Source organism: Streptomyces sp. NPDC026575 (assembly GCF_055567415.1).
Genome location: NZ_JBVHQM010000007.1, coordinates 72,983 through 95,698 on the forward strand (window position 1 = coordinate 72,983; position 22,716 = coordinate 95,698).

At 74.4% G+C, this 22,716-nt stretch carries 22 protein-coding genes and 1 pseudogene; 16 read left to right on the forward strand and 7 right to left on the reverse strand.

Annotated features, from left to right (window positions below):
• The first annotated feature begins 43 nt into the window (after positions 1-43).
• The 7 genes and pseudogenes from ACZ4NB_RS11830 (at position 44) to cobC (ending at position 7,381) form a co-directional block, all read left to right on the forward strand.
• A complete protein-coding gene (locus tag ACZ4NB_RS11830; RefSeq protein ID WP_467660469.1) occupies positions 44-2,167 on the forward strand; it encodes a putative cobaltochelatase in 2,124 nt (707 codons plus the stop codon).
• Positions 2,167-2,763, forward strand: a complete 597-nt coding sequence (cobO, locus tag ACZ4NB_RS11835) for a cob(I)yrinic acid a,c-diamide adenosyltransferase (protein ID WP_467660471.1) — start codon at positions 2,167-2,169, stop codon at positions 2,761-2,763. Before ACZ4NB_RS11830 ends, cobO begins: the two co-directional genes overlap by 1 nt.
• A gap of 7 nt (positions 2,764-2,770) precedes the next feature.
• The gene (locus ACZ4NB_RS11840) at positions 2,771-4,180 is read left to right on the forward strand and encodes a cobyrinate a,c-diamide synthase (RefSeq protein WP_467660473.1); all 1,410 of its coding nucleotides are present in this window, start codon (positions 2,771-2,773) and stop codon (positions 4,178-4,180) included.
• A complete protein-coding gene (locus ACZ4NB_RS11845; protein WP_467660475.1) occupies positions 4,177-4,842 on the forward strand; it encodes a VOC family protein in 666 nt (221 codons plus the stop codon). Before ACZ4NB_RS11840 ends, ACZ4NB_RS11845 begins: the two co-directional genes overlap by 4 nt.
• Before the next feature lie 50 nt (positions 4,843-4,892).
• Positions 4,893-5,243: pseudogene (locus ACZ4NB_RS11850) on the forward strand (cobalamin biosynthesis protein); the annotation flags it as partial.
• A gap of 198 nt (positions 5,244-5,441) precedes the next feature.
• Entirely contained in the window at positions 5,442-6,287 is an 846-nt protein-coding gene (locus tag ACZ4NB_RS11855) for a sirohydrochlorin chelatase (RefSeq protein ID WP_467660840.1), read from the forward strand.
• 2 nt (positions 6,288-6,289) lie between these two features.
• On the forward strand, positions 6,290-7,381 hold the full coding sequence (gene cobC, locus ACZ4NB_RS11860) for an Rv2231c family pyridoxal phosphate-dependent protein CobC (RefSeq protein WP_467660477.1): 1,092 nt from the start codon (positions 6,290-6,292) through the stop codon (positions 7,379-7,381).
• Here cobC and ACZ4NB_RS11865 read toward each other — a convergent pair.
• Positions 7,378-8,295: a LysR family transcriptional regulator gene (locus ACZ4NB_RS11865; protein WP_467660478.1), complete on the reverse strand. Its 918-nt coding sequence runs from the start codon at positions 8,293-8,295 to the stop codon at positions 7,378-7,380. The genes cobC and ACZ4NB_RS11865 overlap by 4 nt on opposite strands.
• A 118-nt stretch (positions 8,296-8,413) precedes the next feature.
• On the opposite strand from ACZ4NB_RS11865, the gene ACZ4NB_RS11870 reads away from it, so the two are divergent.
• A complete protein-coding gene (locus ACZ4NB_RS11870; protein ID WP_467660479.1) occupies positions 8,414-8,839 on the forward strand; it encodes a tautomerase family protein in 426 nt (141 codons plus the stop codon).
• Between the two features lie 130 nt (positions 8,840-8,969).
• On the opposite strand, the gene ACZ4NB_RS11875 is transcribed toward ACZ4NB_RS11870, so the two are convergent.
• Together ACZ4NB_RS11875 and ACZ4NB_RS11880 are read right to left on the reverse strand one after the other, a co-directional pair.
• A complete protein-coding gene (locus ACZ4NB_RS11875; RefSeq protein ID WP_467660842.1) occupies positions 8,970-9,956 on the reverse strand; it encodes an SCO1860 family LAETG-anchored protein in 987 nt (328 codons plus the stop codon).
• 274 nt (positions 9,957-10,230) lie between these two features.
• Positions 10,231-11,322, reverse strand: a complete 1,092-nt coding sequence (locus tag ACZ4NB_RS11880) for an amidohydrolase family protein (RefSeq protein WP_467660844.1) — start codon at positions 11,320-11,322, stop codon at positions 10,231-10,233.
• Positions 11,323-11,918: 596 nt separating this feature from the next.
• Here ACZ4NB_RS11880 and ectA point away from each other — a divergent pair.
• The 4 genes from ectA (at position 11,919) to thpD (ending at position 15,345) form a co-directional block, all read left to right on the forward strand.
• Positions 11,919-12,482 (forward strand): diaminobutyrate acetyltransferase, encoded by a 564-nt coding sequence (gene ectA / locus ACZ4NB_RS11885; protein ID WP_467660481.1) that lies wholly within the window; start codon positions 11,919-11,921, stop codon positions 12,480-12,482.
• 133 nt (positions 12,483-12,615) lie between these two features.
• Positions 12,616-13,884 (forward strand): diaminobutyrate--2-oxoglutarate transaminase, encoded by a 1,269-nt coding sequence (gene ectB, locus ACZ4NB_RS11890; protein WP_467660483.1) that lies wholly within the window; start codon positions 12,616-12,618, stop codon positions 13,882-13,884.
• 49 nt (positions 13,885-13,933) lie between these two features.
• Positions 13,934-14,350, forward strand: coding sequence for an ectoine synthase (locus ACZ4NB_RS11895; protein ID WP_467660485.1), 417 nt, complete (start codon positions 13,934-13,936; stop codon positions 14,348-14,350).
• Positions 14,351-14,445: 95 nt separating this feature from the next.
• Positions 14,446-15,345 (forward strand): ectoine hydroxylase, encoded by a 900-nt coding sequence (gene thpD, locus ACZ4NB_RS11900; protein WP_467660487.1) that lies wholly within the window; start codon positions 14,446-14,448, stop codon positions 15,343-15,345.
• A gap of 91 nt (positions 15,346-15,436) precedes the next feature.
• Here the strand turns inward: thpD and ACZ4NB_RS11905 are convergent, their stop codons facing one another.
• Both ACZ4NB_RS11905 and ACZ4NB_RS11910 read right to left on the reverse strand, forming a co-directional pair.
• Positions 15,437-16,498 (reverse strand): aminotransferase class V-fold PLP-dependent enzyme, encoded by a 1,062-nt coding sequence (locus ACZ4NB_RS11905; RefSeq protein WP_467660489.1) that lies wholly within the window; start codon positions 16,496-16,498, stop codon positions 15,437-15,439.
• A 61-nt stretch (positions 16,499-16,559) separates the two neighbouring features.
• Entirely contained in the window at positions 16,560-17,264 is a 705-nt protein-coding gene (locus tag ACZ4NB_RS11910) for a DsbA family oxidoreductase (protein WP_467660491.1), read from the reverse strand.
• Between the two features lie 78 nt (positions 17,265-17,342).
• Between ACZ4NB_RS11910 and ACZ4NB_RS11915 the strand changes: the two genes are divergently transcribed.
• Positions 17,343-18,041: a class I SAM-dependent methyltransferase gene (locus ACZ4NB_RS11915; RefSeq protein WP_467660493.1), complete on the forward strand. Its 699-nt coding sequence runs from the start codon at positions 17,343-17,345 to the stop codon at positions 18,039-18,041.
• On the opposite strand, the gene ACZ4NB_RS11920 is transcribed toward ACZ4NB_RS11915, so the two are convergent.
• Both ACZ4NB_RS11920 and ACZ4NB_RS11925 read right to left on the reverse strand, forming a co-directional pair.
• Positions 17,974-18,552 carry a GNAT family N-acetyltransferase gene (locus ACZ4NB_RS11920; RefSeq protein WP_467660495.1) on the reverse strand — a complete coding sequence of 193 codons (579 nt, stop codon included), beginning with the start codon at positions 18,550-18,552 and terminating at the stop codon, positions 17,974-17,976. The two genes, ACZ4NB_RS11915 and ACZ4NB_RS11920, sit on opposite strands and share 68 nt — an antisense overlap.
• Before the next feature lie 20 nt (positions 18,553-18,572).
• Positions 18,573-20,114, reverse strand: a complete 1,542-nt coding sequence (locus ACZ4NB_RS11925) for an aldehyde dehydrogenase (NADP(+)) (RefSeq protein WP_467660497.1) — start codon at positions 20,112-20,114, stop codon at positions 18,573-18,575.
• Positions 20,115-20,326: 212 nt separating this feature from the next.
• On the opposite strand from ACZ4NB_RS11925, the gene ACZ4NB_RS11930 reads away from it, so the two are divergent.
• The 3 genes from ACZ4NB_RS11930 (at position 20,327) to ACZ4NB_RS11940 (ending at position 22,713) form a co-directional block, all read left to right on the forward strand.
• Positions 20,327-21,097 (forward strand): IclR family transcriptional regulator, encoded by a 771-nt coding sequence (locus ACZ4NB_RS11930; RefSeq protein WP_467660498.1) that lies wholly within the window; start codon positions 20,327-20,329, stop codon positions 21,095-21,097.
• 147 nt (positions 21,098-21,244) lie between these two features.
• Positions 21,245-21,439: a hypothetical protein gene (locus tag ACZ4NB_RS11935; RefSeq protein ID WP_467660499.1), complete on the forward strand. Its 195-nt coding sequence runs from the start codon at positions 21,245-21,247 to the stop codon at positions 21,437-21,439.
• 59 nt (positions 21,440-21,498) lie between these two features.
• Complete coding sequence (locus ACZ4NB_RS11940; protein ID WP_467660845.1) at positions 21,499-22,713, forward strand: sensor histidine kinase; 1,215 nt, start codon at positions 21,499-21,501, stop codon at positions 22,711-22,713.
• Positions 22,714-22,716: the final 3 nt, after the last annotated feature.

Below are 22,716 nucleotides of genomic sequence, written 5' to 3' on the forward strand. Positions count from 1 at the left end.
CGCATGGGACGGATCGGGCCGGCGACGTGGAGGATGACAAGGCATGACAACGGTGCACAACACGACCCCGCAGTACCCCTTCACCGCGGTCGTCGGGATGGCCGACCTGCGGCTCGCGCTGCTGCTGAACGCGGTGAGCCCCGCGGTCGGCGGTGTGCTGGTACGCGGCGAGAAGGGCACCGCGAAGTCCACCGCGGTGCGTGCGCTGTCGGCCCTGATGCCGGCCGTCGACGTGGTCGGCGGCTGCCGCTTCGCCTGCGCGCCCGCCGCCCCCGACCCCGGCTGCCCTGACGGGCCGCACGAGCCGGGCGCCGTCGAGCACCGCCCGACGCGCATGGTCGAGCTGCCGGTCGGCGCCTCCGAGGACCGGCTGGTCGGCGCGCTGGACATCGAACGGGCCCTGTCGGAGGGCGTGAAGGCATTCGAGCCGGGACTGCTGGCGGACGCGCACCGCGGCATCCTCTACGTCGACGAGGTCAACCTCCTCCACGACCACCTGGTGGACCTGCTGCTGGACGCCGCCGCCATGGGCGCCTCCTACGTCGAGCGCGAGGGCGTCTCCGTACGGCACGCGGCGCGCTTCCTGCTCGTGGGCACCATGAACCCCGAAGAGGGCGAGCTGCGGCCGCAGTTGCTGGACCGGTTCGGGCTCACGGTCGAGGTCGCGGCCTCGCGCGAGCCGGAGCAGCGGGTGGAGGTGGTCCGCCGGCGGCTGGCGTACGACGCCGACCCGGCAGGCTTCGCGGCGCGCTGGGCGGCCGAGGAGGAGGCGCTGCGCGGGCGCATCGCCGCCGCCCGGGAGCTGCTGCCGAGCGTGGTGCTGGGCGACGCGGCGCTCCGCCAGATCGCGGCGACCTGTGCCGCCTTCGAGGTGGACGGGATGCGCGCGGACATCGTGATGGCCCGCACCGCCACGGCGCTGGCCGCGTGGGCGGGGCGCGGGGACGTCGAGGAGGAGGACGTCCGGCAGGCGGCGCTGCTGGCGCTGCCGCACCGCAGGCGCCGCAATCCCTTCGACGCCCCCGGCCTGGACGAGGACAAGCTCGACCGGACGCTGGAGGAGTTCGGCGGGGCGGACGAGGGCGCGGACGGCGAGGACGATCCGGAGCCGGACGGTCCGGACGGCGGCCCCGACGGGGGCGGTCCGGGCGGGGCGCCTCCGCCGCAGGAGGGCGGGCCGCAGGAGCCGCCGCCGGGGGCCGAACTGCCGCACCAGCAGGAGCGTCAGGCCCCGCAGGCGCCCGAGGCCCCCCAGGCGCCCGAGAAGTCCGAGCCGGAGCCCGAGCCCCGGCCGCAGGCGGGCGCGGCCGGTGAGAAGTCGGCCGTCGGGGCCGCCGAGCCGTTCCGGACCCGCCGGCTGGACGTACCGGGCCTGGGCGAGGGCGCCGACGGCCGCCGCTCGCGGGCCCGTACGGCACATGGCCGGACGACCGGGTCCCGCCGCCCCCAGGGCGCGCTGGGCAAGCTGCACCTGGCCGCGACCGTGCAGGCCGCGGCCCCGCACCAGCACGCGCGCGGGCGGCGGGGCAGCGGTCTGGTCGTGCGCAGGGACGATCTGCGCGAGGCGGTGCGCGAGGGCCGCGAGGGCAATCTCGTGCTGTTCGTCGTGGACGCGTCCGGCTCGATGGCGGCCCGCAAGCGGATGAGCGCGGTCAAGGGCGCGGTGCTCTCGCTGCTGCTCGACGCCTACCAGCGGCGCGACAAGATCGGCATGATCACCTTCCGGGGCGCCGGCGCCGACCTGGCGCTGCCCCCGACGTCGTCGGTCGAGGCGGGTGCCGCGCGCCTGGAGCAGCTGCCGACGGGCGGCCGCACGCCGCTGTCGGAGGGGCTGCTGCGGGCCCACGAGGTGCTGCGGGTGGAGCGGATGCGGGACGCCTCGCGCCGCCCGCTGCTGGTGGTCGTCACCGACGGGCGGGCGACCGGCGGCCCCGAGCCGGTCGCCCGGGCCGCCCGCGCCGCCCGGCTGCTGGCCGCCGAGGGCACCGCCTCGGTGGTCGTGGACTGCGAGGCGGGCCCGGTGCGGCTGGGGCTCGCGGGCGAACTGGCCCGGGAGCTGCAGGGCACGGCCGTCACCCTCGACGAGCTGCGCGCGGACAGCGTCTCCGCGCTCGTCCGGACCGTGCAGGGCAACCGGACCGATCACGCCAACAGGAAGGCCGCGTAATGCCGCAGGGACAGCCGTCCGTCGTACCGAACGACGGGCTCACCACCCGCCAGCGCCGCAACCGCCCGCTGGTCTTCGTCCACACCGGCCAGGGCAAGGGCAAGTCCACCGCCGCGTTCGGGCTGGCGCTGCGCGCCTGGAACCAGGGCTGGCCGGTCGGGGTGTTCCAGTTCGTGAAGTCGGCGAAGTGGAAGGTCGGCGAGGAGCGGGCGCTGAAGGTGCTCGGCGCATCCGGCGAGGGCGGCACCGTCGCCTGGCACAAGATGGGCGAGGGCTGGTCGTGGGTGCAGCGCGATATCGCCTCCAGTGAGGACGCGGCGCGCGAGGGCTGGGAGCAGGTCAAGCGGGACCTCGCCGCGGAGACCTACAAGCTGCTGGTGCTCGACGAGTTCGCCTATCCGCTGAAGTGGGGCTGGATCGACACCGAGGAGGTGGTGTCGGTGCTGCGCGACCGTCCCGGTACGCAGCATGTCGTCATCACCGGGCGCGGCGCCCCCGAGGCGCTGCTGGACTTCGCCGACCTGGTGACGGACATGACGAAGGTCAAGCACCCCATGGACGCGGGGCAGAAGGGCCAGCGGGGCATCGAATGGTGAGCCGGGTATGAGCAACGGGTCGATTCCGCGGCTGGTGATCGCCGCGCCGTCGTCGGGCGCGGGCAAGACGACGGTGGCCACCGGCCTGATGGCGGCGTTCGCCGAGGCCGGGCTCACGGTGTCGCCGCACAAGGTGGGTCCCGACTACATCGACCCCGGCTACCACTCCCTGGCGACCGGCCGCCCCGGCCGCAACCTGGACGCCTACCTGTGCGGTCCCGACCGGATCGCGCCGCTGTTCCTGCACGGCGCGGCGGGCGCCGATCTCGCGCTCGTCGAGGGCGTGATGGGGCTGTTCGACGGGGCGTCGGGGAGGGGCGAGCTGTCGTCGACGGCGCAGGTGGCGAAGGTGCTGCGGGCGCCGGTGGTGCTGGTGGTGGACGCGTCCTCGCAGTCGAGGTCGGTGGCCGCCCTGGTGCACGGCTTCGCGTCCTGGGACCCGGAGGTGCGGCTGGCCGGGGTGATCCTCAACAAGGTCGGCTCGGACCGCCATGAGGAGCTGCTGCGGGAGGCCATGGACTCCTCCGGGGTGCCGGTGCTGGGTGCGCTGCGCCGCGACGGGCGGGCCGGTACGCCGTCGCGGCATCTGGGGCTGGTGCCGGTCGCCGAACGGCGGGCCGAGGCGCTCGCGTCGGTGCGCGAACTGGCCGCACGGGTGCGCGCGGGCTGCGACCTCCAGGCGCTGCTGGCGCTGGCCCGTACGGTGCCGGAGCTGCCGGACGCGCCGTGGGATCCGGCGGCGGAGGTGGCGGCCGCGGGCACGGAGCCGGTGGCGGCGGCCGGCGCCGCCAAGCCGCTGATCGCCGTGGCCGGCGGCGCCGCGTTCACCTTCTCGTACGCCGAGCACGCCGAGCTGCTGGCCGCCGCGGGCGCCGAGGTGGCCCCCTTCGACCCGCTGCGGGACGAACAACTGCCGCCCGGGACCGACGGGTTGGTGATCGGGGGCGGCTTCCCCGAGGTGTATGCGCCGGATCTGTCGGCGAACGCCCCGCTGCGCGCCGCGGTGGCCGAACTGGCCGCCTCCGGGGCGCCGGTGTCCGCCGAGTGCGCCGGGCTGCTGTACCTCTCCCGCGCGATCGACGGGAAGCCGATGTGCGGGGTGCTGCCCGCCGAGGCCCGGATGACCGAGCGGCTGACCCTCGGCTACCGGGAGGCGGTGGCGCTGCGGGACAACGCGCTGGCCGCGGCCGGGACGCGGGTGCGCGGCCATGAGTTCCACCGCACGGTCCTGGAGCCGGGCGCGGGCGCGGAGCCGGCGTGGGGGATGACCCACCCCGAGCGGCGCGTGGAGGGCTTTGTGACCGGCGGGGTGCATGCGTCGTACCTGCATGTGCACTGGGCGGCGGAGCCGTCGCTGGCCGCCCGGCTGACACGGAGCGCGGCCCGGGGCGCGAGCGCACAGGGCGCCGTCCGGTGACGGGCGCCGCCGACGCGGCCGGGGCGCCCGCCGTCCTCGACCATCTCGTCTACGCCACGCCCGACCTGGAGGCCACGGTCGCCGAGGTCCGCGAGCTGACCGGGGTACGGCCGGTGCGCGGCGGCAGCCACCCGGGGCGGGGCACCCGCAACGAGCTGCTGGGCCTGGGCGGCGGGGCGTACTTCGAGATCGTCGGGCCCGACCCGGAGCAGCCCGCGCCGGACGGACCGCGGTGGTTCGGCGTCGATGCGCTGACCGGTCCGCGACTGGTCACCTGGGCCGTCCGCGTCACCGGGATCGCCGCCCGGGTCGCCGCGGCGCGGGCACGCGGGTACGACCCGGGCGATCCGGTGGCGATGGCCCGGCGGACCCCGGACGGCGGCCGGATCGCCTGGCAGCTGACGTCTCCTGGGGAGGGCCCCACGCCCTTCCTGCTCGACTGGGGCGTCACCCCGCACCCCTCCCGCACCCTGCCGGTGGTGCCGCTGGTCTCGCTCGGGGCCGCGCACCCCGATCCCGCCGCGGCCCGGGAGGAGCTGGCGGCGCTCGGCGTCCGGTGGCCGGGCGAGCCGATCGCCGCCGGGCCCGCCGGGCAGCTCACCGCCGTCCTGGAGGGGCGGCACGGCCGGGTGGCCTTCGGGCGGGGAGCCGTCGCGCTGTGAAGCGCGGTGCGGCCGACGGCGCCGGGGCCGGTGCGCCCCTGATCGCCGGTGTGGGCGCGAGCCGCGGCGTCCCGGTCGGCGAGGTCCTGGACCTGATCCTGGCCACGCGGGCGGCGGCGGGGCAGGCGGACCGGCCGGTCGCGGCGCTGGCGACGGTGGCCGCCAAGGCCGCCGAGCCGGGGCTGACCGGGGCGGCGCGCCGGCTCGGGGTCCCGCTGCTGTCGTTCCCGGCGGCGGCGCTGGCGGCCGTACGGGTACCGGATCCGTCCGCGGCCGCGGCCGCCGCCGTCGGCACGCCGAGCGTGGCCGAGGCGGCCGCGCTGCTGGCCGCGGGCCCGGACGCCGAACTGGTCGCCGGCAAGCGGAAGTCGGCGCCGCCCGGACGGCCGGCCCGTGCCACCTGCGCGCTCGCGGCGCCGGCAGTAACAGAGAACGGTGTGCTTACCGCTGGTAGGGAGGGAGCGGCATCCGCCCCGATCACGGGTGCCGATATCGTCATGACCTCCCTCGACCCGCCCCGCCGTGGCCCGGGCCGGCGGACGGGGGGTGATCGGCGACGAAGCACCCGACGGCGAAACCACCGGCACCAAGGAGAACCAGTGACCACCCCTCCCGCACTGCTCATCGCCGGTCACGGCGCCCGTGACGAGGACGGGGCCGAGGCCCTGAGCGGCCTGGTGCGCCTGCTCGGCGCGCGCCACCCCGATGTGCCCGTCGCCGGCGGGTTCTTCGGTCTGCCGGGCGCGCCGATGCCGCTGGACGACGCCGTCGACGCGCTGGCCGAGCGGGGCGCGACCCGCGTCGCCGCCGTACCGCTGCTGCTGACGCCGACCGGGCCGGGCGGTCCGACGCTGCCCGAGGCACTGGCGCGGGCGGCCGCGCGCCACCCGGGACTGGGCTTCGCCAGCAGCGCCGAGCCGGGCCCGCACCCCCGGCTGCTGGAGGTGCTGGAGCAGCGGCTGGACGACGCGCTGGGCAGCGGCGCCCGCCGGCCCCAGGACCGGGCCCGTACGACGGTGCTGCTGGTGGGGCGCGGGTCGAGCGACCCCTACGTCAACGCCGAGGTCGCCCGCGCCGCGCGGCTGCTGTGGGAGGGGCGCGGCTTCGCGGGCGTGGAGACCGCGTTCGTCACCCAGGCGGCGCCCGATGTGCCGGCGGGCCTGGACCGGTGCCGGGCGCTGGCCGCGGCCGCACCCGGAGCGGACGGCGCGACCCGGATCGTGGTCCTGCCGTACTTCTTCTTCGCCGGCGGCCTGTTCGAGCGGCTGTGCATGCAGACCGAGGGCTGGGCCGCGGCGTACCCCGACACCGAGGTGTACGGCGCGCAGGCGATCGGCGCCGGCGACGAGGTGGCCGAGGTGGTCATGGAGCGCTACCGCGAGACGGTCGCGGGCGGCGCGGCCTGGCCGGGCACCGCGGTGCCGGCGCGCGCCGGGGACCGGTGAGCATGCCCGCGTCCACCGAGTCGCTACGGCTGCGGGAGCCCGGCCCGGCCGCCGAGCCCGATCTGCGGCATCACGGCGACGCCGAGGTGCGCGGCGCGGACGCCGGACTGACGGATCTGGCGGTCAACGTCCGCACCGGCACTCCCCCGGCCTGGCTCAAGGACCGCATCGCCGCGTCCCTGGACGGCCTCGCCGCGTACCCGGACGGCCGGGCGGCGCGGCACGCGGTCGCCGCACGGCACGGGCTGCCCGCCGAGCGGGTGCTGCTGACCTCGGGCGCCGCGGAGGCGTTCGTGCTGATCGCGCGGGCTCTGCCGGCCCGTCGGCCGGTGGTGGTGCATCCGCAGTTCACCGAGCCGGAGGCGGCGCTGCGGGACGCCGGGCACGACGTCGGGCGGGTGCTGCTCGACGAGCGGGACGGCTTCCGGCTGGATCCGGACGCGGTGCCGCGGGACGCGGATCTGGTGGTCGTCGGCAACCCCACCAATCCGACGTCCGTGCTGCACCCCGCGGAGGTGCTGGCGCGGCTGGCACGGCCGGGCCGGACGCTGGTGGTGGACGAGGCGTTCATGGACGCGGTGCCCGGCGAGCGGGAGGCACTGGCCGCGCGCACGGATCTGCCGGGGCTGGTGGTGCTGCGCAGCCTCACCAAGACCTGGGGGCTGGCGGGGCTGCGGATCGGCTATGTGCTGGCCGCCGAGGACACCGTCGCCGCCCTGGAGCGGGCGCAGCCGCTGTGGCCGGTCTCCAGTCCGGCGCTGGCCGCCGCCGAGGCGTGCTGCGCGCCCGGGGCCCTGGCGGAGGCCGCCGCGGCGGCCGAGGAGATCGCCGCGGACCGGGCCCATCTGCTGGCCCGGCTGGGCGAGTTCGGGCAGATCCGGGTGGCCGGACCGGCGGCGGGCCCGTTCGTGCTGATCCGGCTGCCGGGAGCGGCGGAGGCACGGACCGGGCTGCGGGAGCGCGGCTTCGCGGTGCGGCGCGGCGACACCTTCCCCGGGCTGGGCCCGGACTGGCTGCGGCTGGCGGTACGGGACCGCGCGACGACGGACCGGTTCGCCGCGGCGCTGGCGGAGGTCCTGGGACAACGCGTCTAGGACGCCGGCGGTGCCGGCTCCCCCGCCGGACCGGGCGGCGCGGTGGCGGTGCGGGCCAGATGGCCGGCGGCCGACTCCGCCAGGGTGCGCACCGCCGGGTGCCAGGGGCGGGACTGCGGTCCGGTCAGCACCAGGCGGCGCGAGGTCTGCGGCTCCAGCGGGAGCAGCACCAGATCCGGGGGGACCAGCGAGCGGGAGACCTCGGACAGCACGGTCACGCCGATTCCGGCCTGCACCATGCTGATCAGGGTCGCCAGGTCCCGTACCCGGTGCGCGGGGGTGAAGCGCAGCCCGGCCAGGCTGTGGATCGTGCGGATGCGGGCCTCGCAGCCGTTGGGCGAGATCAGGAACCGGTCGTCCTCCAGGTCGCGGATGTCGACGGCCGGCTCGTCCGCGAGGGGGTGGTCGCGCGGCAGCAGGGCCCGATAGCCGTCCATGGCGAGCTGGATACCGGGGCCGGGCGGGGGGTCGATCAGGACGGCGGCATCGGCCGTGCCCTCCTCCAGCCAGGTCGCCACCTCGGCGCTGTCGCCCTCGAAGACCCGCACCGTGATCCGCGGCTGGTCCTCGCGCCAGTGCCGCAGCAGGCCGGGGACCAGGCCCTGGCAGACCGTCGGAGTGGACGCCAGCCGCACGGTGCCGGTCATGGTCTCGGTGGCGTCGGCCGCGATCTGCTCCACGGACCGGGCCGCCGACAGCGCGATACGGGCGTGCGGCAGGACCCGCTCACCGAGCGCCGTGGTCCGCACCGGGGTCGCGCGGACCAGCAGCGGGGCGGTCAACTCGCGTTCCAGGGAGGCGACGGCGTGCGACACCGCCGACTGGCTCAGGCCGAGTTCGACGGCGGCCGCGCTGAAGCCGCCCGCGTCGACGACGGCGAGGAAGGCCCTCAGCTGGGCGAGGTTGACGGTCATGCGGCAGCCTCATATCACTATGACATCCATGCGTTGGATCTATGGTGCCAGGTTGGCGAGGCTTGCTCCGTACCGCCCGATCGGGCGGACGCGGACCCAGCCGCTGCCAAGGAGAGCCATGCCGTACTTCCGTGTGACCGTCACCGACCCCGACCTCCCCACCGACGTCCAGCGCGCCCTCGCCGAGGGGCTGACCGGGCTGGCGGTCTCGGTCCTGGGCAAGTCGAGCGCCCGCACCATCGTCCACGTCAACCCCGTTCCGGCCCACGGCTACTTCGTCGACGGCAGGCCCCTGACCGGCGGGCGCGACGCGCACGTGGAGGCGAGCATCACCCTCGGCACGAACAGCGCCGCGGAGAAGGCCGCCTTCATCGCCGAGGCCGGTGCGCTGCTGTCGGACATCCTCGGCCCGCTCGCCCGCTCCGGGGTCGCCCTGCACGAACTGCACCCCGAGAGCTACGGCTACCAGGGGGTGACCCAGTTCGACCACTACCGCCGGGCCGGGGACGCACCGGCCGTCCCGACCTCCCCGGCCGCCCGCTGAGCCACCGGCGGCCGGGCCGCACGGCAAGGGGGGTGCGCCGTCCCGCGCCGCCTCCGGCACGTCAGCGGCGCACCCCGGGCCGCACCCCGCACACGGCGCCCCCACAGCACCGGCACGGGGTACGGGGCTGTCAGCCGCGACCGCCCTGCGGTGCGGCGGTGCGGCGGCGGCGAGCGTAGAACGTCGATCCGGCGCCCGCGACGATGAGCAGGGCCGCGCCCCCGGCGAGGTACGGGGTGGCCGAACTGCCGCCGGTCTCCGCGAGGTTGCGGGAGTCGGCCCCGGAGCCGGACCGGCTCACCTCGGTGCCGCCGCCGGCCGGCTTGCCGCCGCCGTCGGGCTTGCTGCCCCCGTCCGGCCGCGTCGGGCCGCCGCTGCCACCGGAGCCGCCCTGCTCGGGCGTCTTGCCGTGCGGGGCGGTGCAGGTGGCCCGGGCGAGGGTGACCTTGCCGCGCACGTCGGCGACGTTCAGCTTCAACGGATCGACCGAGACGTTCAGTTCGAGCGCGGTGGCCGCGGCGCTCCGGTCCGCGACGCTCTTCCGGGACAGGTCGAGGCGCACCTCGCCGACGCCCGGCACCTTGACCTCCGTCGTGCCGCCCGCCGTGAGCGTGACCTTCTTGCCCAGGACGCGGACGTCGCCCAGCACATGGGACTCGGCGCGGGGCCGCCGGCCCGCCTCGCACACCGCCTTGGCGGTGACCTGCTGGACCTCGATCAGGGACAGCAGCGGCAGACCGGGCAGCCGGACCTTGGCGTGCACCAGGTTGGCGTAGCCCTCGGACGTGCGGCGGTCGGCGGTGGCCCGTGCGGTGGCGACGTCGGCACGCAGCACGCTGAACGGCTTGCCCTGGTCGACGCCGTCGAGGTCGACGCTGAGCGCGGTCTTCTCCGCGGAGGCCGGTGCGTGCACCTCGTTCAGCACGACGTTCAGCGGGACGTCGGCCCCCTTGTGGAGCAGGCCGACGTTGAGCCCGGTGCGCAGCACGACCGCGTCGGACGTGCCGCGGGTCGAGCCGTGGTCTCCGGTGGCGTGCGCGGGCGCCGCGCCGAGCAGGACGGCGGGGCCGGCGGTCAGCGCCGTGGCGACGACGGTCGCGGCGAGGCGTCGGGGCATGCCGGAGAAGTAGCTGGGACTGGTGGACACGTGTGTGGAACCCCCACGAGAGAGATGGTGCCGCCGACCGCGCCAATGGGGGACATCACGCGGGCCGGCGACCTCGACCCGCACATCGTGTCCGCACCGAGGGTGAACGGGCAGCCACGCGAGGTTAGTTCACCCCAATGGGTGGTTTTCGCGCTTTGATTCGATTCCTGCGGCACGATGCATCACCCGTGTCACAGCCGCCCCACCGGCCGGGTGATCCGGGTTGACGGGCGCGGGACAGCCCTTAGCCGACGACCCGCCCCCGCAGCACCACCCTGCGGGGCGCCGCCAGCACCCGTACGTCCTCGCGCGGGTCGCTCTCGTAGACCACCAGGTCCGCCGAGGCACCCTCGGTGAGGCCGGGACGGCCGAGCCAGTCCCGCGCGCCCCAGGTGGTGGCGGACAGCGCGGCCACGGCGGGCAGACCGGCCCTGGTCAGCTCGACGACCTCGTCGGCGACCAGGCCGTGGGCGAGCGACCCCCCGGCGTCGGTGCCGGCGAACACGGGCACGCCGGCGTCGTAGGCGGCCCGCACGGTGTCGTAGCGGCGCGCGTGGAGGCGCCGCATATGGTCCGCCCAGCGCGGGAACTTCTCCGCGCCGCCGTCCGCGAGCCGCGGGAAGGTGGCGATGTTGACGAGGGTGGGGACGATGGCGACGCCCCGCTCGGCGAAGAGCGGGATGGTGTCCTCGGTGAGACCGGTGGCGTGCTCGATGCAGTCGATACCGGCCTCGACCAGCGGGGCGAGGGTGTCCTCGGCGAAGCAGTGGGCGGTCACCCGGGCGCCGAGCCGATGCGCCTCGGCGATGGCCGCCTCGACCGCGCCGCGGGGCCAGCACGCGGAGAGATCGCCGGTGGAGCGGTCGATCCAGTCCCCGACGAGCTTGACCCAGCCGTCGCCGCGGCGGGCCTCCTGGGCGACGTAGGCGACCAGGTCCTCGGGCTCGATCTCATGCGCGTAGTTGCGGATGTAGCGCCGGGTACGGGCGATATGGCGGCCGGCGCGGATGATCCGCGGCAGGTCGTCGCGCTCGTCGACCCAGCGGGTGTCGGAGGGCGAGCCGGCGTCGCGGATCAGCAGGGTGCCGGCGTCACGGTCGGTGAGCGCCTGCTTCTCGCTGGTGGGGGCGTCCACCGGACCGTGCGCGTCCAGGCCCACATGGCAGTGGGCGTCGACCAGGCCCGGCAGCGCCCAGCCCTCGACCGTGGTGGCATCGCGTGCCAGGGTCGGCCGGTCGAACGTGACCCGGCCGCCGACGACCCACAGCTCGTCGCGCACCTCGTCCGGCCCGACGAGGACCCTCCCCTTGAGGTGCAGCACCGCACCTTCACTCATGGACGTCATACAGGCACTTTAGGCGGCCCGACCGGGCGGTCGGGGCGGGGTGGTCGGGCATCGGCCGGGCGGATCGCCGTACGGGCGGGCGAGCTGCGGCCGAGCTGCGGTCCCTCGCCGGCCGTCGGATCATCGAGGGACGGCGGCAGGTCCGGCCGGAGCGGTCCGGCGCGGATTCCACCGTCGTTTCGCCGGATGTTTCACCAAAACCCGCCGCATGTTCTCGCGGACCTTGCCATAGGTCTTGCCATGGCCTTGCGGGGCGGGTTTCCTGACCTTCCAGTAGGGCCACTGGAGGCGAATTCCCAATTCCTTGCAAGCATAGCTTCCCGTATTCTTCTGCCCGCTTTTCCGCAGCTCAAACGCCAAGATTTCGCTAGCGCCAGATACCGTAATTCGGACGCGTCTCGCGGGCGTTACGGAGCTGTGACCGACTACACAGAGTGTCCGTTTCACCCCGAACCTCCTGGTCAAATCGGGACAATCTTTAAGCACATCGCGCGCCCGGGCGCCCCCGCGCGATAACACATCTGGAGCGCTCGCGTAACCCCTGCCCGCGATGCAATTTCCTTTTTCCCTGGGTAAATTTAATTTCTATGACCGCCGCACAAGCAGACCATGCAGGTGCCCGCAGTGATATCGGAGAATTTCCGGAGGGCTTCAAGCTCGACACCCCACGGGTGGAAGACGGGGCAGCAATCTGGCGCATCGCCCGCGACTCGCGGGTGCTGGACCTCAACTCGTCCTACAGCTACCTGCTGTGGTGTCGCGACTTCGCCGCCACCTCCGTCGTCGCCCGTGACGCGGACGGCGAGCCGGCCGCCTTCGTCACCGGTTACGTCCGCCCCGAGCGCCCGGAGACCCTCGTGGTGTGGCAGGTCGCCGTCGACGACGCGCACCGCGGCAAGGGCCTGGCGGCGGCGCTTCTGGACGGGCTGACCGCTCGCGCCATGGACGAGGTGGGCATGCGTTTCGTCGAGACCACCATCACCCCCGACAACACGGCCTCCAACCGGCTGTTCGCGTCCTTCGCCGAGCGGCACTGCGTGCCCGTCAGACGCGAGGTGCTCTTCGACGCGGGGCTGTTCCCCGAGCAGGGCCACGAGCCGGAGGTACTGCACCTCATAGGCCCGTTCACTCCACCGGCCCCCGGGCAGTAGCGCCCCCGGGCCGCGCGGACAGCGCGCCGCGGCGGCCCGCGGATCCGGCATCACCCTGTGAGAGCGCCGGCACCGCCCATCCCCCCACCCACAGACTTCCTCATCCTTCGCACTCGTCTCCCAGGAGCATGCTGTGACCATCACCCAGCCCGATCTGAGCGTCTTCGAGACCGTGGAGTCGGAGGTGCGCAGCTACTGCCGTGGCTGGCCCACCGTCTTCGACCGTGCCCAGGGCAGCCGTCTGACCGACGAGGACGGGCACACCTACCTCGACTTCTTCGCCGGCGCCGGTTCGCTGAACTACGGGCACAACAACCCCGTACTCAAACGCGCCCTGATCGACTACATCGAGCGCGACGGCATCACCCACGGCCTGGACATGTCCACCACGGCCAAGCGGGCGTTCCTGGAGTCGTTCCAGAACATCGTCCTGCGGCCGCGCGACCTGCCCTACAAGGTCATGTTCCCGGGCCCGACGGGCGCCAACTCCGTCGAGGCCGCGCTGAAGCTGGCCCGCAAGGTCAAGGGCCGCGAGTCGATCGTGTCCTTCACCAACGCCTTCCACGGCATGTCGCTGGGCGCGCTGGCGGTCACCGGCAACTCCATGAAGCGCGCCGGCGCCGGCATCCCGCTGGTGCACGGCACCCCGATGCCGTTCGACAACTACCTGGACGGCCAGACCCCGGACTTCCTGTGGTTCGAGCGGCTGCTGGAGGACCAGGGCTCCGGTCTGAACAAGCCCGCGGCCGTGATCGTGGAGACCGTGCAGGGCGAGGGCGGCATCAACGTCGCGCGCGCCGAGTGGCTGCGCGAGCTGGCCGCCCTGTGCGAGCGCCAGGACATGCTGCTGATCGTCGACGACATCCAGATGGGCTGCGGCCGTACGGGTGCCTTCTTCTCCTTCGAGGAGGCGGGCATCGTGCCGGACATCGTCACCGTCTCGAAGTCCATCAGCGGCTACGGCCTGCCGCTCGCGCTGACCCTGTTCAAGCCCGAGCTGGACATCTGGGAGCCGGGCGAGCACAACGGCACCTTCCGCGGCAACAACCCGGCCTTCGTCACCGCCGCCGCCGCGCTGGACACCTACTGGGCCGACGGCCAGATGGAGAAGCAGACTCTCGCCCGCGGTGAGATCGTCGAAGCGCACCTGAAGGCCATCGTTGAGGAGCACCCCCAGGCCATCGCCGAGTACCGCGGCCGCGGTCTGGTGTGGGGTCTGGAGTGCATCGACAAGAGCCTCGCGGGAAAGATCGCCAAGCGAGCCTTCGAGCTGGGTCTGCTGATCGAGACCTCCGGCCCGGAGAGCGAGGTCGTCAAGCTGCTGCCCGCACTGACGACCACCCCCGAGGAGCTGGACGAGGGCCTTCGCACCCTCGCCCGCGCGGTCCGCGACTGCGCCTGACTCCCTCGGGCAGTTCCACCACCGTTCCACAGAAAGGCACCGACTCACCGTGATCGTCCGATCCTTCCAGGACATCGAAGGCACCGACCGCCACGTCAAGGCCGCGTCCGGCACGTGGGAGAGCAAGCGCATCGTGCTCGCCAAGGAGCGGGTCGGCTTCTCGCTGCACGAAACGGTCCTGTACGCCGGTACGGAGACGTCGATGTGGTACGCGAACCACATCGAGGCCGTCGTCTGCGTCGAGGGCGAGGCCGAGCTGACCAACGACGAGACGGGCGAGAAGCACCTCATCACGCCCGGCGTGATGTACCTCCTCGACGGGCACGAGAAGCACACCATGCGGATCAAGAAGGACTTCCGCTGCCTGTGCGTCTTCAACCCGCCGGTCACCGGCCGTGAGGACCACGACGAGAACGGGGTCTACCCGCTTCTCACCGAGCCCGAGCCCGAGCCCGAGGCGGTCTGAGGAGTCACCCGACCTGCCCCGTCCGGCAGCGCCGAGGAAGGCACCCACACGCACGCAGAGCCAGATTCCGTACGAGAGGAGAGGAAGGCAACACCATGACCACCGCACCCGAGCGCACCGCCGACCTGTACCCGACCCGTGGGACCGCTGAGGTCATCACCCCTCGGAAGGACCCGGTGGTGTGGTCGCAGCCCGGAGCGGCCGGCCCCTTCGCGCCGTCCGAGCTGAGCGACTTCGAACGCGACGGCTTCTTCGCCATGGAGGAACTGCTGACGGCGGAGGAAGTCGCGGTGTACCGCGCCGAACTGGACCGGCTGGTGCTCGACCCCGAGATGCGCACCGACCCGCGCGCCATCGTCGAGCCCAAGTCGCACAGCGTCCGGTCCGTGTTCGAGGTGCACAAGATCAGCGAGGTGTTCGCCACGCTGGTCTCCGACCCGCGTGTGGTCGGCCGTGCCCGTCAGATCCTCGGCTCGGACGTCTACGTCCACCAGTCGCGGATCAATGTGAAGCCCGGCTTCGGTGCCTCCGGCTTCTACTGGCACTCGGACTTCGAGACCTGGCACGCCGAGGACGGTCTGCCGAACATGCGCACCGTGTCGGTCTCGATCGCGCTGACGGAGAACTACGACACCAACGGCGGCCTGATGATCCTGCCCGGCTCGCATCAGCACTTCCTGGGCTGTGCGGGCGAGACGCCGAAGGACAACTACAAGAAGTCGCTGCAGATGCAGGACGCCGGCACGCCGTCGGACGAGGCGCTGACGAAGATGGCGGACGCGCACGGCATCAAGCTGTTCACCGGCAAGGCCGGTTCGGCGACGTGGTTCGACTGCAACGCCATGCACGGCTCGGGCGACAACATCACGCCGTACCCGCGCAGCAACGTCTTCATCGTGTTCAACAGCGTGGAGAACGCGGCGGTGGAGCCGTTCGCGGCTCCGGTCCGGCGCCCGGAGTACATCGGGGCGCGGGACTTCACGCCGGTGAAGTAGTCACGGCCGGTGCAGCAGGGCGGTACGGCACAGGGCGGTACCGATGGCGCGGCCGCCGCACAGCAGGGTCTGTGCGGCGGCCGCGCCGTCGCTATGCCAGCAGCGACAGCAGCCGGTCGACGTCGTCGGTCGAGTTGTAGAGGTGGAAGGCGGCGCGGAGCAGTCCGCCGCGCACCGAGATCCGCACCCCCGCCTCGGCCAGGCGGCGCTCCGCGCCGGCAAGTCCGGGGGTGGAGACGATCGCCGAACCGGGCGCGGGACGGGGCGTCAGGCCGCGGGCGGCGAGCCCTTCGCGGTAGTACGCGGCGAGATGGGTGTTGTGGGCATGGACCGCGGGCACGCCCAGTTCCTCGACGAGCGCGAGGGAGTGCTCGGCGGCCACGTAGGAGAAGTGGGCGTGCGGTTCGTCGAAGCGCCGGGCGGTGGCGGCCGGCGTGATCAGGCCGTAGGTGGACTCGTCGAGGTCCTCCCCGGCCACCCAGCCGGCGTGCCGCGCGGCCGGCCAGCCGGAGTCCTCGGACGCGTCGCCGCCGAACGCCAGGAAGGTCGTACCGCGCGGGCACAGCAGCCATTTGAAGGCACCGCTGACGAGGTAGTCGAAGTCCCCGGCGCGCAGCGGCAGCCAGCCGGCGGCCTGGGTGGCGTCGAGGAAGGTGCGCGCCCCATGGGCCCGGGCCGCCTCCCGTACGGCCGCCAGGTCGGCGATCCGGCCGTCGAGGGACTGCACGGCGCTGAACGCGACGAGCGCGGTACCGGGGCGCACCGCGTCGGCGAGCGCCTCCAGCGGCACGGTGCGCAGCTTGACGTGGGGGTGGGTGCCGAGCGGATTGACCAGCGAGCTGAAGTCGCCCTCGGGGGCGAGGACTTCGGAGCCCGGTGGGAGGGAGGCGGCGATCAGGGCGGAGTGCACCGCGACCGAACTGCCGACGGCCACGCGCTCGGCGGGGACGTCCAGCAGCCGGGCGAAGGCGGCGCGGGCCGCGTCGGGGGCGGCGAAGTAGTCGCGCCCCATGGTGCCGTAGGAGGCGGACTCCTCCACCGCCGCGCGCAGGGCCGCCGCGCTGCGCCGTGGGAGGAGTCCGCTGGACGCGGAGTTCAGATAGGTCGTCTCGGGCGCGAATTCCGCCCCGCCGAGTGGCTCACGTCGCTGCATGATCCCACTGTGCGGGGCGCGGGCCCGCGCCGTCCACGGCCTTTCGGTGGCCGGCCCGTGCTCACTTCCCGGGAACGGCGCAGCCGTCGTCCCCGCAGACCTCCGCGTCGCCGGCCGGCAGGATCCGCACCGCCGACTCCTCGTGCGCCCGCTCCAGGGCCTGCCGGAAGACCTCGGCGGGCTGGCCGCCGGAGACGCCCAGGCGGCGGTCGATGACGAAGAACGGCACGCCCGTGGCGCCCAGCTCGGCGGCCTCGCGCTCGTCGGCGCGGACCTCCGCGGCGTACGCGGCCGGGTCGGCGAGCACCCGGTCGGCCTCCTGCTCGGGCAGCCCGGCGCCGACCGCGATCTCACGGAGGACGGCGGGGTCGCCGAGCGGGCGGGCCTCGGCGAAGTTGGCGCGGTAGAAGGCGTCGAGCAGCGCGTCCTGGACGCCGTGCGCCTTGCCGGCGTGCAGCAGCCGGTGCAGGTCGAAGGTGTTGCCGTGGATGCGGTCGGAGCGGTAGTCCAGCCCCTCCGCCGCGGCCGCCTCGGCGACCCGGGCCTCCATCGCCTCGGCCTGCGCGCGGCTCACGCCGTACTTCGCGGCGAGCATGTCGAGGACGGCGATGTCCGTGGGGGCCGGGGCCTTCGGGTCCAGCTCGAAGGAGCGGTGCACCACCTCGACGGTGTCGCGGTGCGCGAACGCGGCGAGCCCGGCCTCGAAGCGGGCCTTGCCGATGTAGCACCAAGGGCAGGCGATGTCGGACCAGATTTCGACGCGCATGAGCTGACTTTCCGTCTCGGGGGTGTCCTGCGCTCAACCACGCGGGGCGACGGGCTATTCCGCGGGTACCGTCCGGGCATGACCTCGCCACAGGATTTCCTCGGGTTCTGGGAGACGACCGGGTCGGCCAAGACCTTCACCCATCCGCTCGATCCGGAGCTGCTCACGGCGTACCTGCCGCGCGGCGCGCGGGTGCTGGACTACGGCTGCGGCTACGGGCGGCTGACCGCAGAGCTGGCCGGGCTCGGCTACCGCCGGGTGCGCGGGGTGGATGTCTCGGCGGCGCTGATCGCGCGGGGGCGGCGGGAGCATCCGGAGCTGGATCTGATGCGGTGGGCGGGGTTCCCGCTGCCGTTCGAGGACGGCTCGTTCGACGCGGCGCTGCTGTTCGCGGTGCTCACCTGCGTTCCCCGGGACGCGGACCAGTCGGCGATCGTCGGGGAGCTGGGGCGGCTGGTGCGGCCCGGTGGGGTGCTGTATCTGAGCGATGTGCCGGTGCAGGACGACACGCTCAACCAGGAGCGGTATGCGCGCTTCGCCGGGCGCTACGGCACGTACGGGGTGTTCGAGATGCCGGACGGCGGGGTGTTCCGGCATCATCCGCCGCAGTGGCTGCGCGCCCTGGTGCGGGCGGCGGGCTTCGGTGTGGTGGCGGAGCGGACCGGTTCGGTGGCGACGCTGGACGGGCGGACGGCCGAGCGGCTGCAGATCATCGCGCGGCGGGAGGGCTCCCCGGCGGCGGGGGCGCGCCGGGAGCCAGGTCCAGCCTCAGGGTGAGGTGGGTGGCGTCGGGGGCGGGGCGGCAGTCGGGACGCCAGCCGAGGCGGGCGTAGAAGCCGCGGGCGCGGTGGTTGTGCCAGCGGACGTCGAGGACGGCGCGGCCGAATCCGGCCCCGCGCCAGGCGTGCAGGCAGGCGGTGTGCAGGGCCCGGCCGACGCCGGTGCCCCAGTGCGCGGGGTCGACGTGGAGCTGGTCGAGCTTGACGGTGGCACGGGTGTCCTGGCCGGGCTTGGCGGTGGCCCGGGTGTGCTGGCCGCGGTAGGCGGCGGCGCCGAGGACCGTGCCGTGCCGTACGGCGCAGAGCACGGGGGTGTCGTCGCGGTGCAGGGCGCGGGACCACGCGCGGCGGCAGCGGGTGTGCTCGGCCGGGGCGTCGAAGGGGGTGCCGGGGTGGCGCGCGCGGTGGTGGGCGGCGCGGGCGCCGGTGTCCAGGGCGGCGATCGCCTCCAGGTCCGCGCGGGTGGCGGCGCGGACCTTCAGGGCGGCCTCGTCCGGGGCGGGGTACACGCTGTGCAGACCTACCCGCCCTAGGACCGGCCGTCCACCCGGCGCGGCAGGCCGAGCGGGTTGTCCTCGCGCAGCTCGGGCGGCAGCAGCGCGGGCGGGGTGTCCTGGTAGGCGACGGGGCGCAGCCAGCGTTCGACGGCGGTGCCGCCGACGGAGGTGGAGGTGGAGGTGGTGGCCGGATAGGGGCCGCCGTGGTGCTGGGCGGGGGCGACCGCGACGCCGGTCGGCCAGCCGTTGACGACGACGCGGCCGGCGAGCGGGGTGACCTCGGCCAGCAGCCGGGCGCCGCGCCCGGCGCCGTCGTTGCCGGCTCCTTCCGCCTCGCCGAGCTGCAGCGTCGCGGTGAGGTTGCCGGGGAGCCGGGCGAGAACGGCGCCGATCTCGGCCTCGTCGGCGTAGCGGGCGACCACGGTGATCGGGCCGAAGCACTCCTCCAGGAGGAGGTCGTGCGGCCCTTCGGTGGCGAGGCGGGCGGCGGGGACGGTGAGGAAGCCGGCGCTGACGGTGTGCTCGCCGCCCGCGCCGGGGGTCACCGGTGCCGCGACGTCCGGGAGCCCGGCGCGGGCGCCGACGCCGTCGAGGAACGCCCGGCGCATCCGGTGGTCGAGCAGCACTCCGGCCTCGGTGTCGCTGACCGCGGCGGTCAGCGACTTCAGCAGCCGGTCGCCGGGCTCGCCGTCGGGCGCCAGGACCAGGCCGGGCTTGACGCAGAACTGGCCGACGCCCAGCGTCATCGAGCCGGCCAGCCCCGCGCCGATCTGCTCGGCGCGCTCGTCCGCCGCGGCCTCGGTGATCACGACCGGGTTGAGGCTGCCCAGTTCGCCGTGGAAGGGGATCGGGCGCGGGCGGGCCGCGGCCGCGTCGTACAGGGCGCGGCCGCCGCGTACCGAGCCGGTGAAACCGGCCGCGGCGATCAGCGGGTGGCGGATCAGGTCGATACCGGCCTGGAATCCGTGCACCAGGTTCACCACACCGTCCGGCAGGCCGGTCTCGGACGCGGCCCGGCGCAGCAGCGCGGCGCACAGCTCGGAGGTGGCGGGGTGGTCGGGGTGCGCCTTGACCACGACCGGGCAGCCGGCCGCGAGGGCGCTGGCGGTGTCGCCGCCGGGCACGGAGAAGGCGAGCGGGAAGTTGCTGGCGGAGTAGACCGCGACCGGGCCCAGCGGGATCTTGTAGCGGCGCAGGTCGGGCCGCGGCGGGGTGAGGGCGGGGTCGGCGCGGTCGATCCGTACGTCGAGGAACGCGCCGTCCTCGACCACGTCGGCGAAGGCCCGCAACTGGTAGGTGGTGCGGCCGAGTTCGCCGGTGAGGCGGCCGGGGCCGAGCGCGGTCTCGGCGTCGGCGGCCTCGATGACCGCCTCGCCGGCCTCGTCGAGCAGCTCGGCGGCGCGGCGCAGCAGGGCGGCGCGCACGGCTCGCTCGGCGAGCGCGCCCCGGGCGGCGTGCGCCGCGCGGACCGCTGCGTCCACCTCGTCGGCTGTGGCCTCCACCGCAACCTGCTCCCGCCGCTTCCCGGTTCGGGGGTCGACACTCCAGACTGGTGCTGCTGATGCCGCTGCCACCGTGCATTCCTCCCGAGTGCTGCCGTGCCGCGTCGTCCTGGGCCGTTGTGCTGTTCCGGGCCGCTCCGTCCCGGGGTGCGCGGCGGGTGTCCCGGCCGCTCCCGGGCCATCGCGCCGTGCAGCGCACCGGACATCGTTCGATATGCTGAACTTCATCCCGGATATTGAACATCTGGGACTCTATGGCTGTCCGAACAGAGGGGTCAAGGGCGATGTCAGCTGCCGATACCGGTGGATCCCAGGTCAAGTCCGCGGTGCGGACGGTCGAGTTGCTTGAGTACTTCGCGGGCCGCCCCGGTATGCACTCGCTCGCCTCCGTCCAGGAAGCCGTGGGCTACCCCAAGTCCAGCCTCTACATGCTGCTGCGCACCCTCGTCGACCTGGGCTGGGTCGAGACGGACGCGACCGGCACCCGCTACGGCATCGGCGTGCGCGCGCTGCTGGTCGGCACGTCGTACATCGACGGCGACGAGGTGGTGGCGGCGGCCCGGCCGACACTGGACCGGCTCTCCGACGACACCACCGAGACCATCCACCTCGCCCGGCTGGACGGCACCAACGTCGTCTACCTCGCCACCCGCCAGTCGCAGCACTATCTGCGCCCCTTCACCCGGGTCGGCCGGCGGCTGCCCGCGCACTCCACCGCGCTGGGCAAGGCGCTGCTCGCGACGTACACCGACGACCAGGTACGGGCGCTGCTGCCGGCGACCCTCGCGCAGCTGACCGAACACACCATCACCGACCGCGAGGAGCTGATCGAGGAGCTGCACGCGGTGCGCGAGCAGGGCTACGCGGTCGACCGCGAGGAGAACACCCTGGGCCTGCGCTGCTTCGGCGTCGCGATCCCCTACCGCACCCCGGCCCGGGACGCGATCAGCTGCTCGGTGCCGGTGGCCCGGCTGACCCCGGACCACGAGCAGATGATCAAGGACATGCTCTTCGACGCCCGCGACCGGCTGACGCTCGCCACCCGACGGCTGTGACCTGAGGGAGCCGCACGGCGCTCACCCCACGGATGCCGTCCGGCGCTCGGCTCCGCCGCACTGCCGGGGGCTTCCTCCCCCGTACGGCGGAGGCGGTTCGTCTGCGCGGCCGAGGTGCGCGGGCGGCGGCGCCGCAAGAGTGGTCCCATGACCGTTCGGACCGTGCCCACGCCGCTGATGACGCTCGCCTACTCTGTGCAGATGATCACCGGGATATTGGTGGCCGGCGCGGGCGCCCACTTCTCCGCGGAGCGCCCGGCCGAGCGCCCGGCCGAGCGCGCGGCCGGGTCAGGGGCCGAGTCCGGGTCCAGGGCCGGGTCCGGAGCCGTGCGGTGCGGCTGAAGCGGCTGCGGCGACACGCCCTGCGCTGGGTCCATCTGGTGATCGGCGGCGCCATCCTCATGCCGTACTTCCTGGTGACATCGGTGCTGTTGTCGCTGGTCGTGGACGGCGCCGACCCCTACCGCGACGCCGTGACCCAGTTCCTGGCGTTCGGCGCCGCCCTGCCCCTGGCCTGGCTGGCCGGGCTGGTCTTCGCACCGGCGCGGTCCATGGCGGCGGGCGCCGTACGGACGTTCTGCGGTGTGCCCGGAGAGCTGCTGGCCGACGAGCCGGGGTACGCGTGGACCGCCCGGCGGCGCACCGCGCTGTGGTTCCTGGTGCACAACGCGGCCGGCGGGATCGTCAGCGGGATGTCGCTGGCCGCGCCGCCGGCCGCGATATCCCTGATGATCCTGCCGTTCTCGACGGATCTCCAGCGCGGCTTCCCGGCCTGGCAGGCGTCCTTCCCCGGCGTGCTCGGCCCGCTCGCCGGGTTGGCGCTGCTGGCTCTGGTGGTCGGCACGTCCTGGGGAGGCGGGCAGCTGATGGCCCGTCTGGCGCCGGTCCTGCTGGGGCCCACGCCCGCCGACCGGCTGGCCGCCGCCGAGCGCCGGGCCGCCGATCTGGCGACCCGCAACCGGCTGGCCCGCGAGCTGCACGACTCGGTGGGGCATGCGCTGAGCGCGGTCACCCTGCAGGCGAGCGCGGCCCGCCGGGTACTGGACACCGACCCGGAGTTCGCCCGGCAGGCGCTGGCCGCCATCGAGGACACCACCCGTGACGCGGTCGCCGAACTGGACACCGTACTGGGCCTGTTGCGCGAGGAGGACGGCAGCGATCCGGCGGCGCCCGCGCCCACCCTGGACGGGCTGGCGGCGCTGCTCGAACGGACCCGCGCGGCGGGCGTCCGGGTCGAGGCGACGGTGGAGGGGCGGTGCCAGGGCCTGCCGCCGATGGTCTCGCGGGAGGCGTACCGGATCGTGCAGGAGGGCCTGAGCAATGCGCTGCGGCACGCCGGTCCGGTACCTGTGGAGCTGTATGTGCACCGCACCGAGCGGGAGTTGACCCTGCGGATGGAGAACCCGGTGAGCGGGCCGGTGGCCGGCCCGGCGCCCGGCTCGGCGGTCCCGGCGCCCCGTACGGGCGGGGGCCGCGGGCTGCTGGGGATCGCCGAGCGGGCCCGGCTGCTGGGCGGCGAGGCGGCGGCCGGGCCGCAGGACGGCGTCTGGCGGCTGGCGGCCCGGCTCCCGCTGGCGGGGAGGGAGCGCGGTGCGCGCGGCGACGTACGGCCGTAGGGG

Excerpts from the sequence above, each read along its gene's own strand:
- ACZ4NB_RS11840 (WP_467660473.1), top strand. The coding sequence starts at position 2,771 with ATGAGCAACGGGTCGATTCCGCGGCTGGTGATCGCCGCGCCGTCGTCG.
- cobC (WP_467660477.1), top strand. The coding sequence starts at position 6,290 with ATGCCCGCGTCCACCGAGTCGCTACGGCTGCGGGAGCCCGGCCCGGCC.
- ACZ4NB_RS11905 (WP_467660489.1), bottom strand. The coding sequence starts at position 16,498 with ATGCAGCGACGTGAGCCACTCGGCGGGGCGGAATTCGCGCCCGAGACG.
- ACZ4NB_RS11875 (WP_467660842.1), bottom strand. The coding sequence starts at position 9,956 with ATGCCCCGACGCCTCGCCGCGACCGTCGTCGCCACGGCGCTGACCGCC.
- ACZ4NB_RS11870 (WP_467660479.1), top strand. The coding sequence starts at position 8,414 with ATGCCGTACTTCCGTGTGACCGTCACCGACCCCGACCTCCCCACCGAC.
- ACZ4NB_RS11830 (WP_467660469.1), top strand. The coding sequence starts at position 44 with ATGACAACGGTGCACAACACGACCCCGCAGTACCCCTTCACCGCGGTC.
- ACZ4NB_RS11880 (WP_467660844.1), bottom strand. The coding sequence starts at position 11,322 with ATGAGTGAAGGTGCGGTGCTGCACCTCAAGGGGAGGGTCCTCGTCGGG.
- ACZ4NB_RS11940 (WP_467660845.1), top strand. The coding sequence starts at position 21,499 with ATGCCGTACTTCCTGGTGACATCGGTGCTGTTGTCGCTGGTCGTGGAC.
- ACZ4NB_RS11915 (WP_467660493.1), top strand. The coding sequence starts at position 17,343 with ATGACCTCGCCACAGGATTTCCTCGGGTTCTGGGAGACGACCGGGTCG.
- ACZ4NB_RS11865 (WP_467660478.1), bottom strand. The coding sequence starts at position 8,295 with ATGACCGTCAACCTCGCCCAGCTGAGGGCCTTCCTCGCCGTCGTCGAC.
- thpD (WP_467660487.1), top strand. The coding sequence starts at position 14,446 with ATGACCACCGCACCCGAGCGCACCGCCGACCTGTACCCGACCCGTGGG.
- cobO (WP_467660471.1), top strand. The coding sequence starts at position 2,167 with ATGCCGCAGGGACAGCCGTCCGTCGTACCGAACGACGGGCTCACCACC.
- ectA (WP_467660481.1), top strand. The coding sequence starts at position 11,919 with ATGACCGCCGCACAAGCAGACCATGCAGGTGCCCGCAGTGATATCGGA.
- ACZ4NB_RS11930 (WP_467660498.1), top strand. The coding sequence starts at position 20,327 with ATGTCAGCTGCCGATACCGGTGGATCCCAGGTCAAGTCCGCGGTGCGG.
- ACZ4NB_RS11910 (WP_467660491.1), bottom strand. The coding sequence starts at position 17,264 with ATGCGCGTCGAAATCTGGTCCGACATCGCCTGCCCTTGGTGCTACATC.
- ACZ4NB_RS11935 (WP_467660499.1), top strand. The coding sequence starts at position 21,245 with ATGACCGTTCGGACCGTGCCCACGCCGCTGATGACGCTCGCCTACTCT.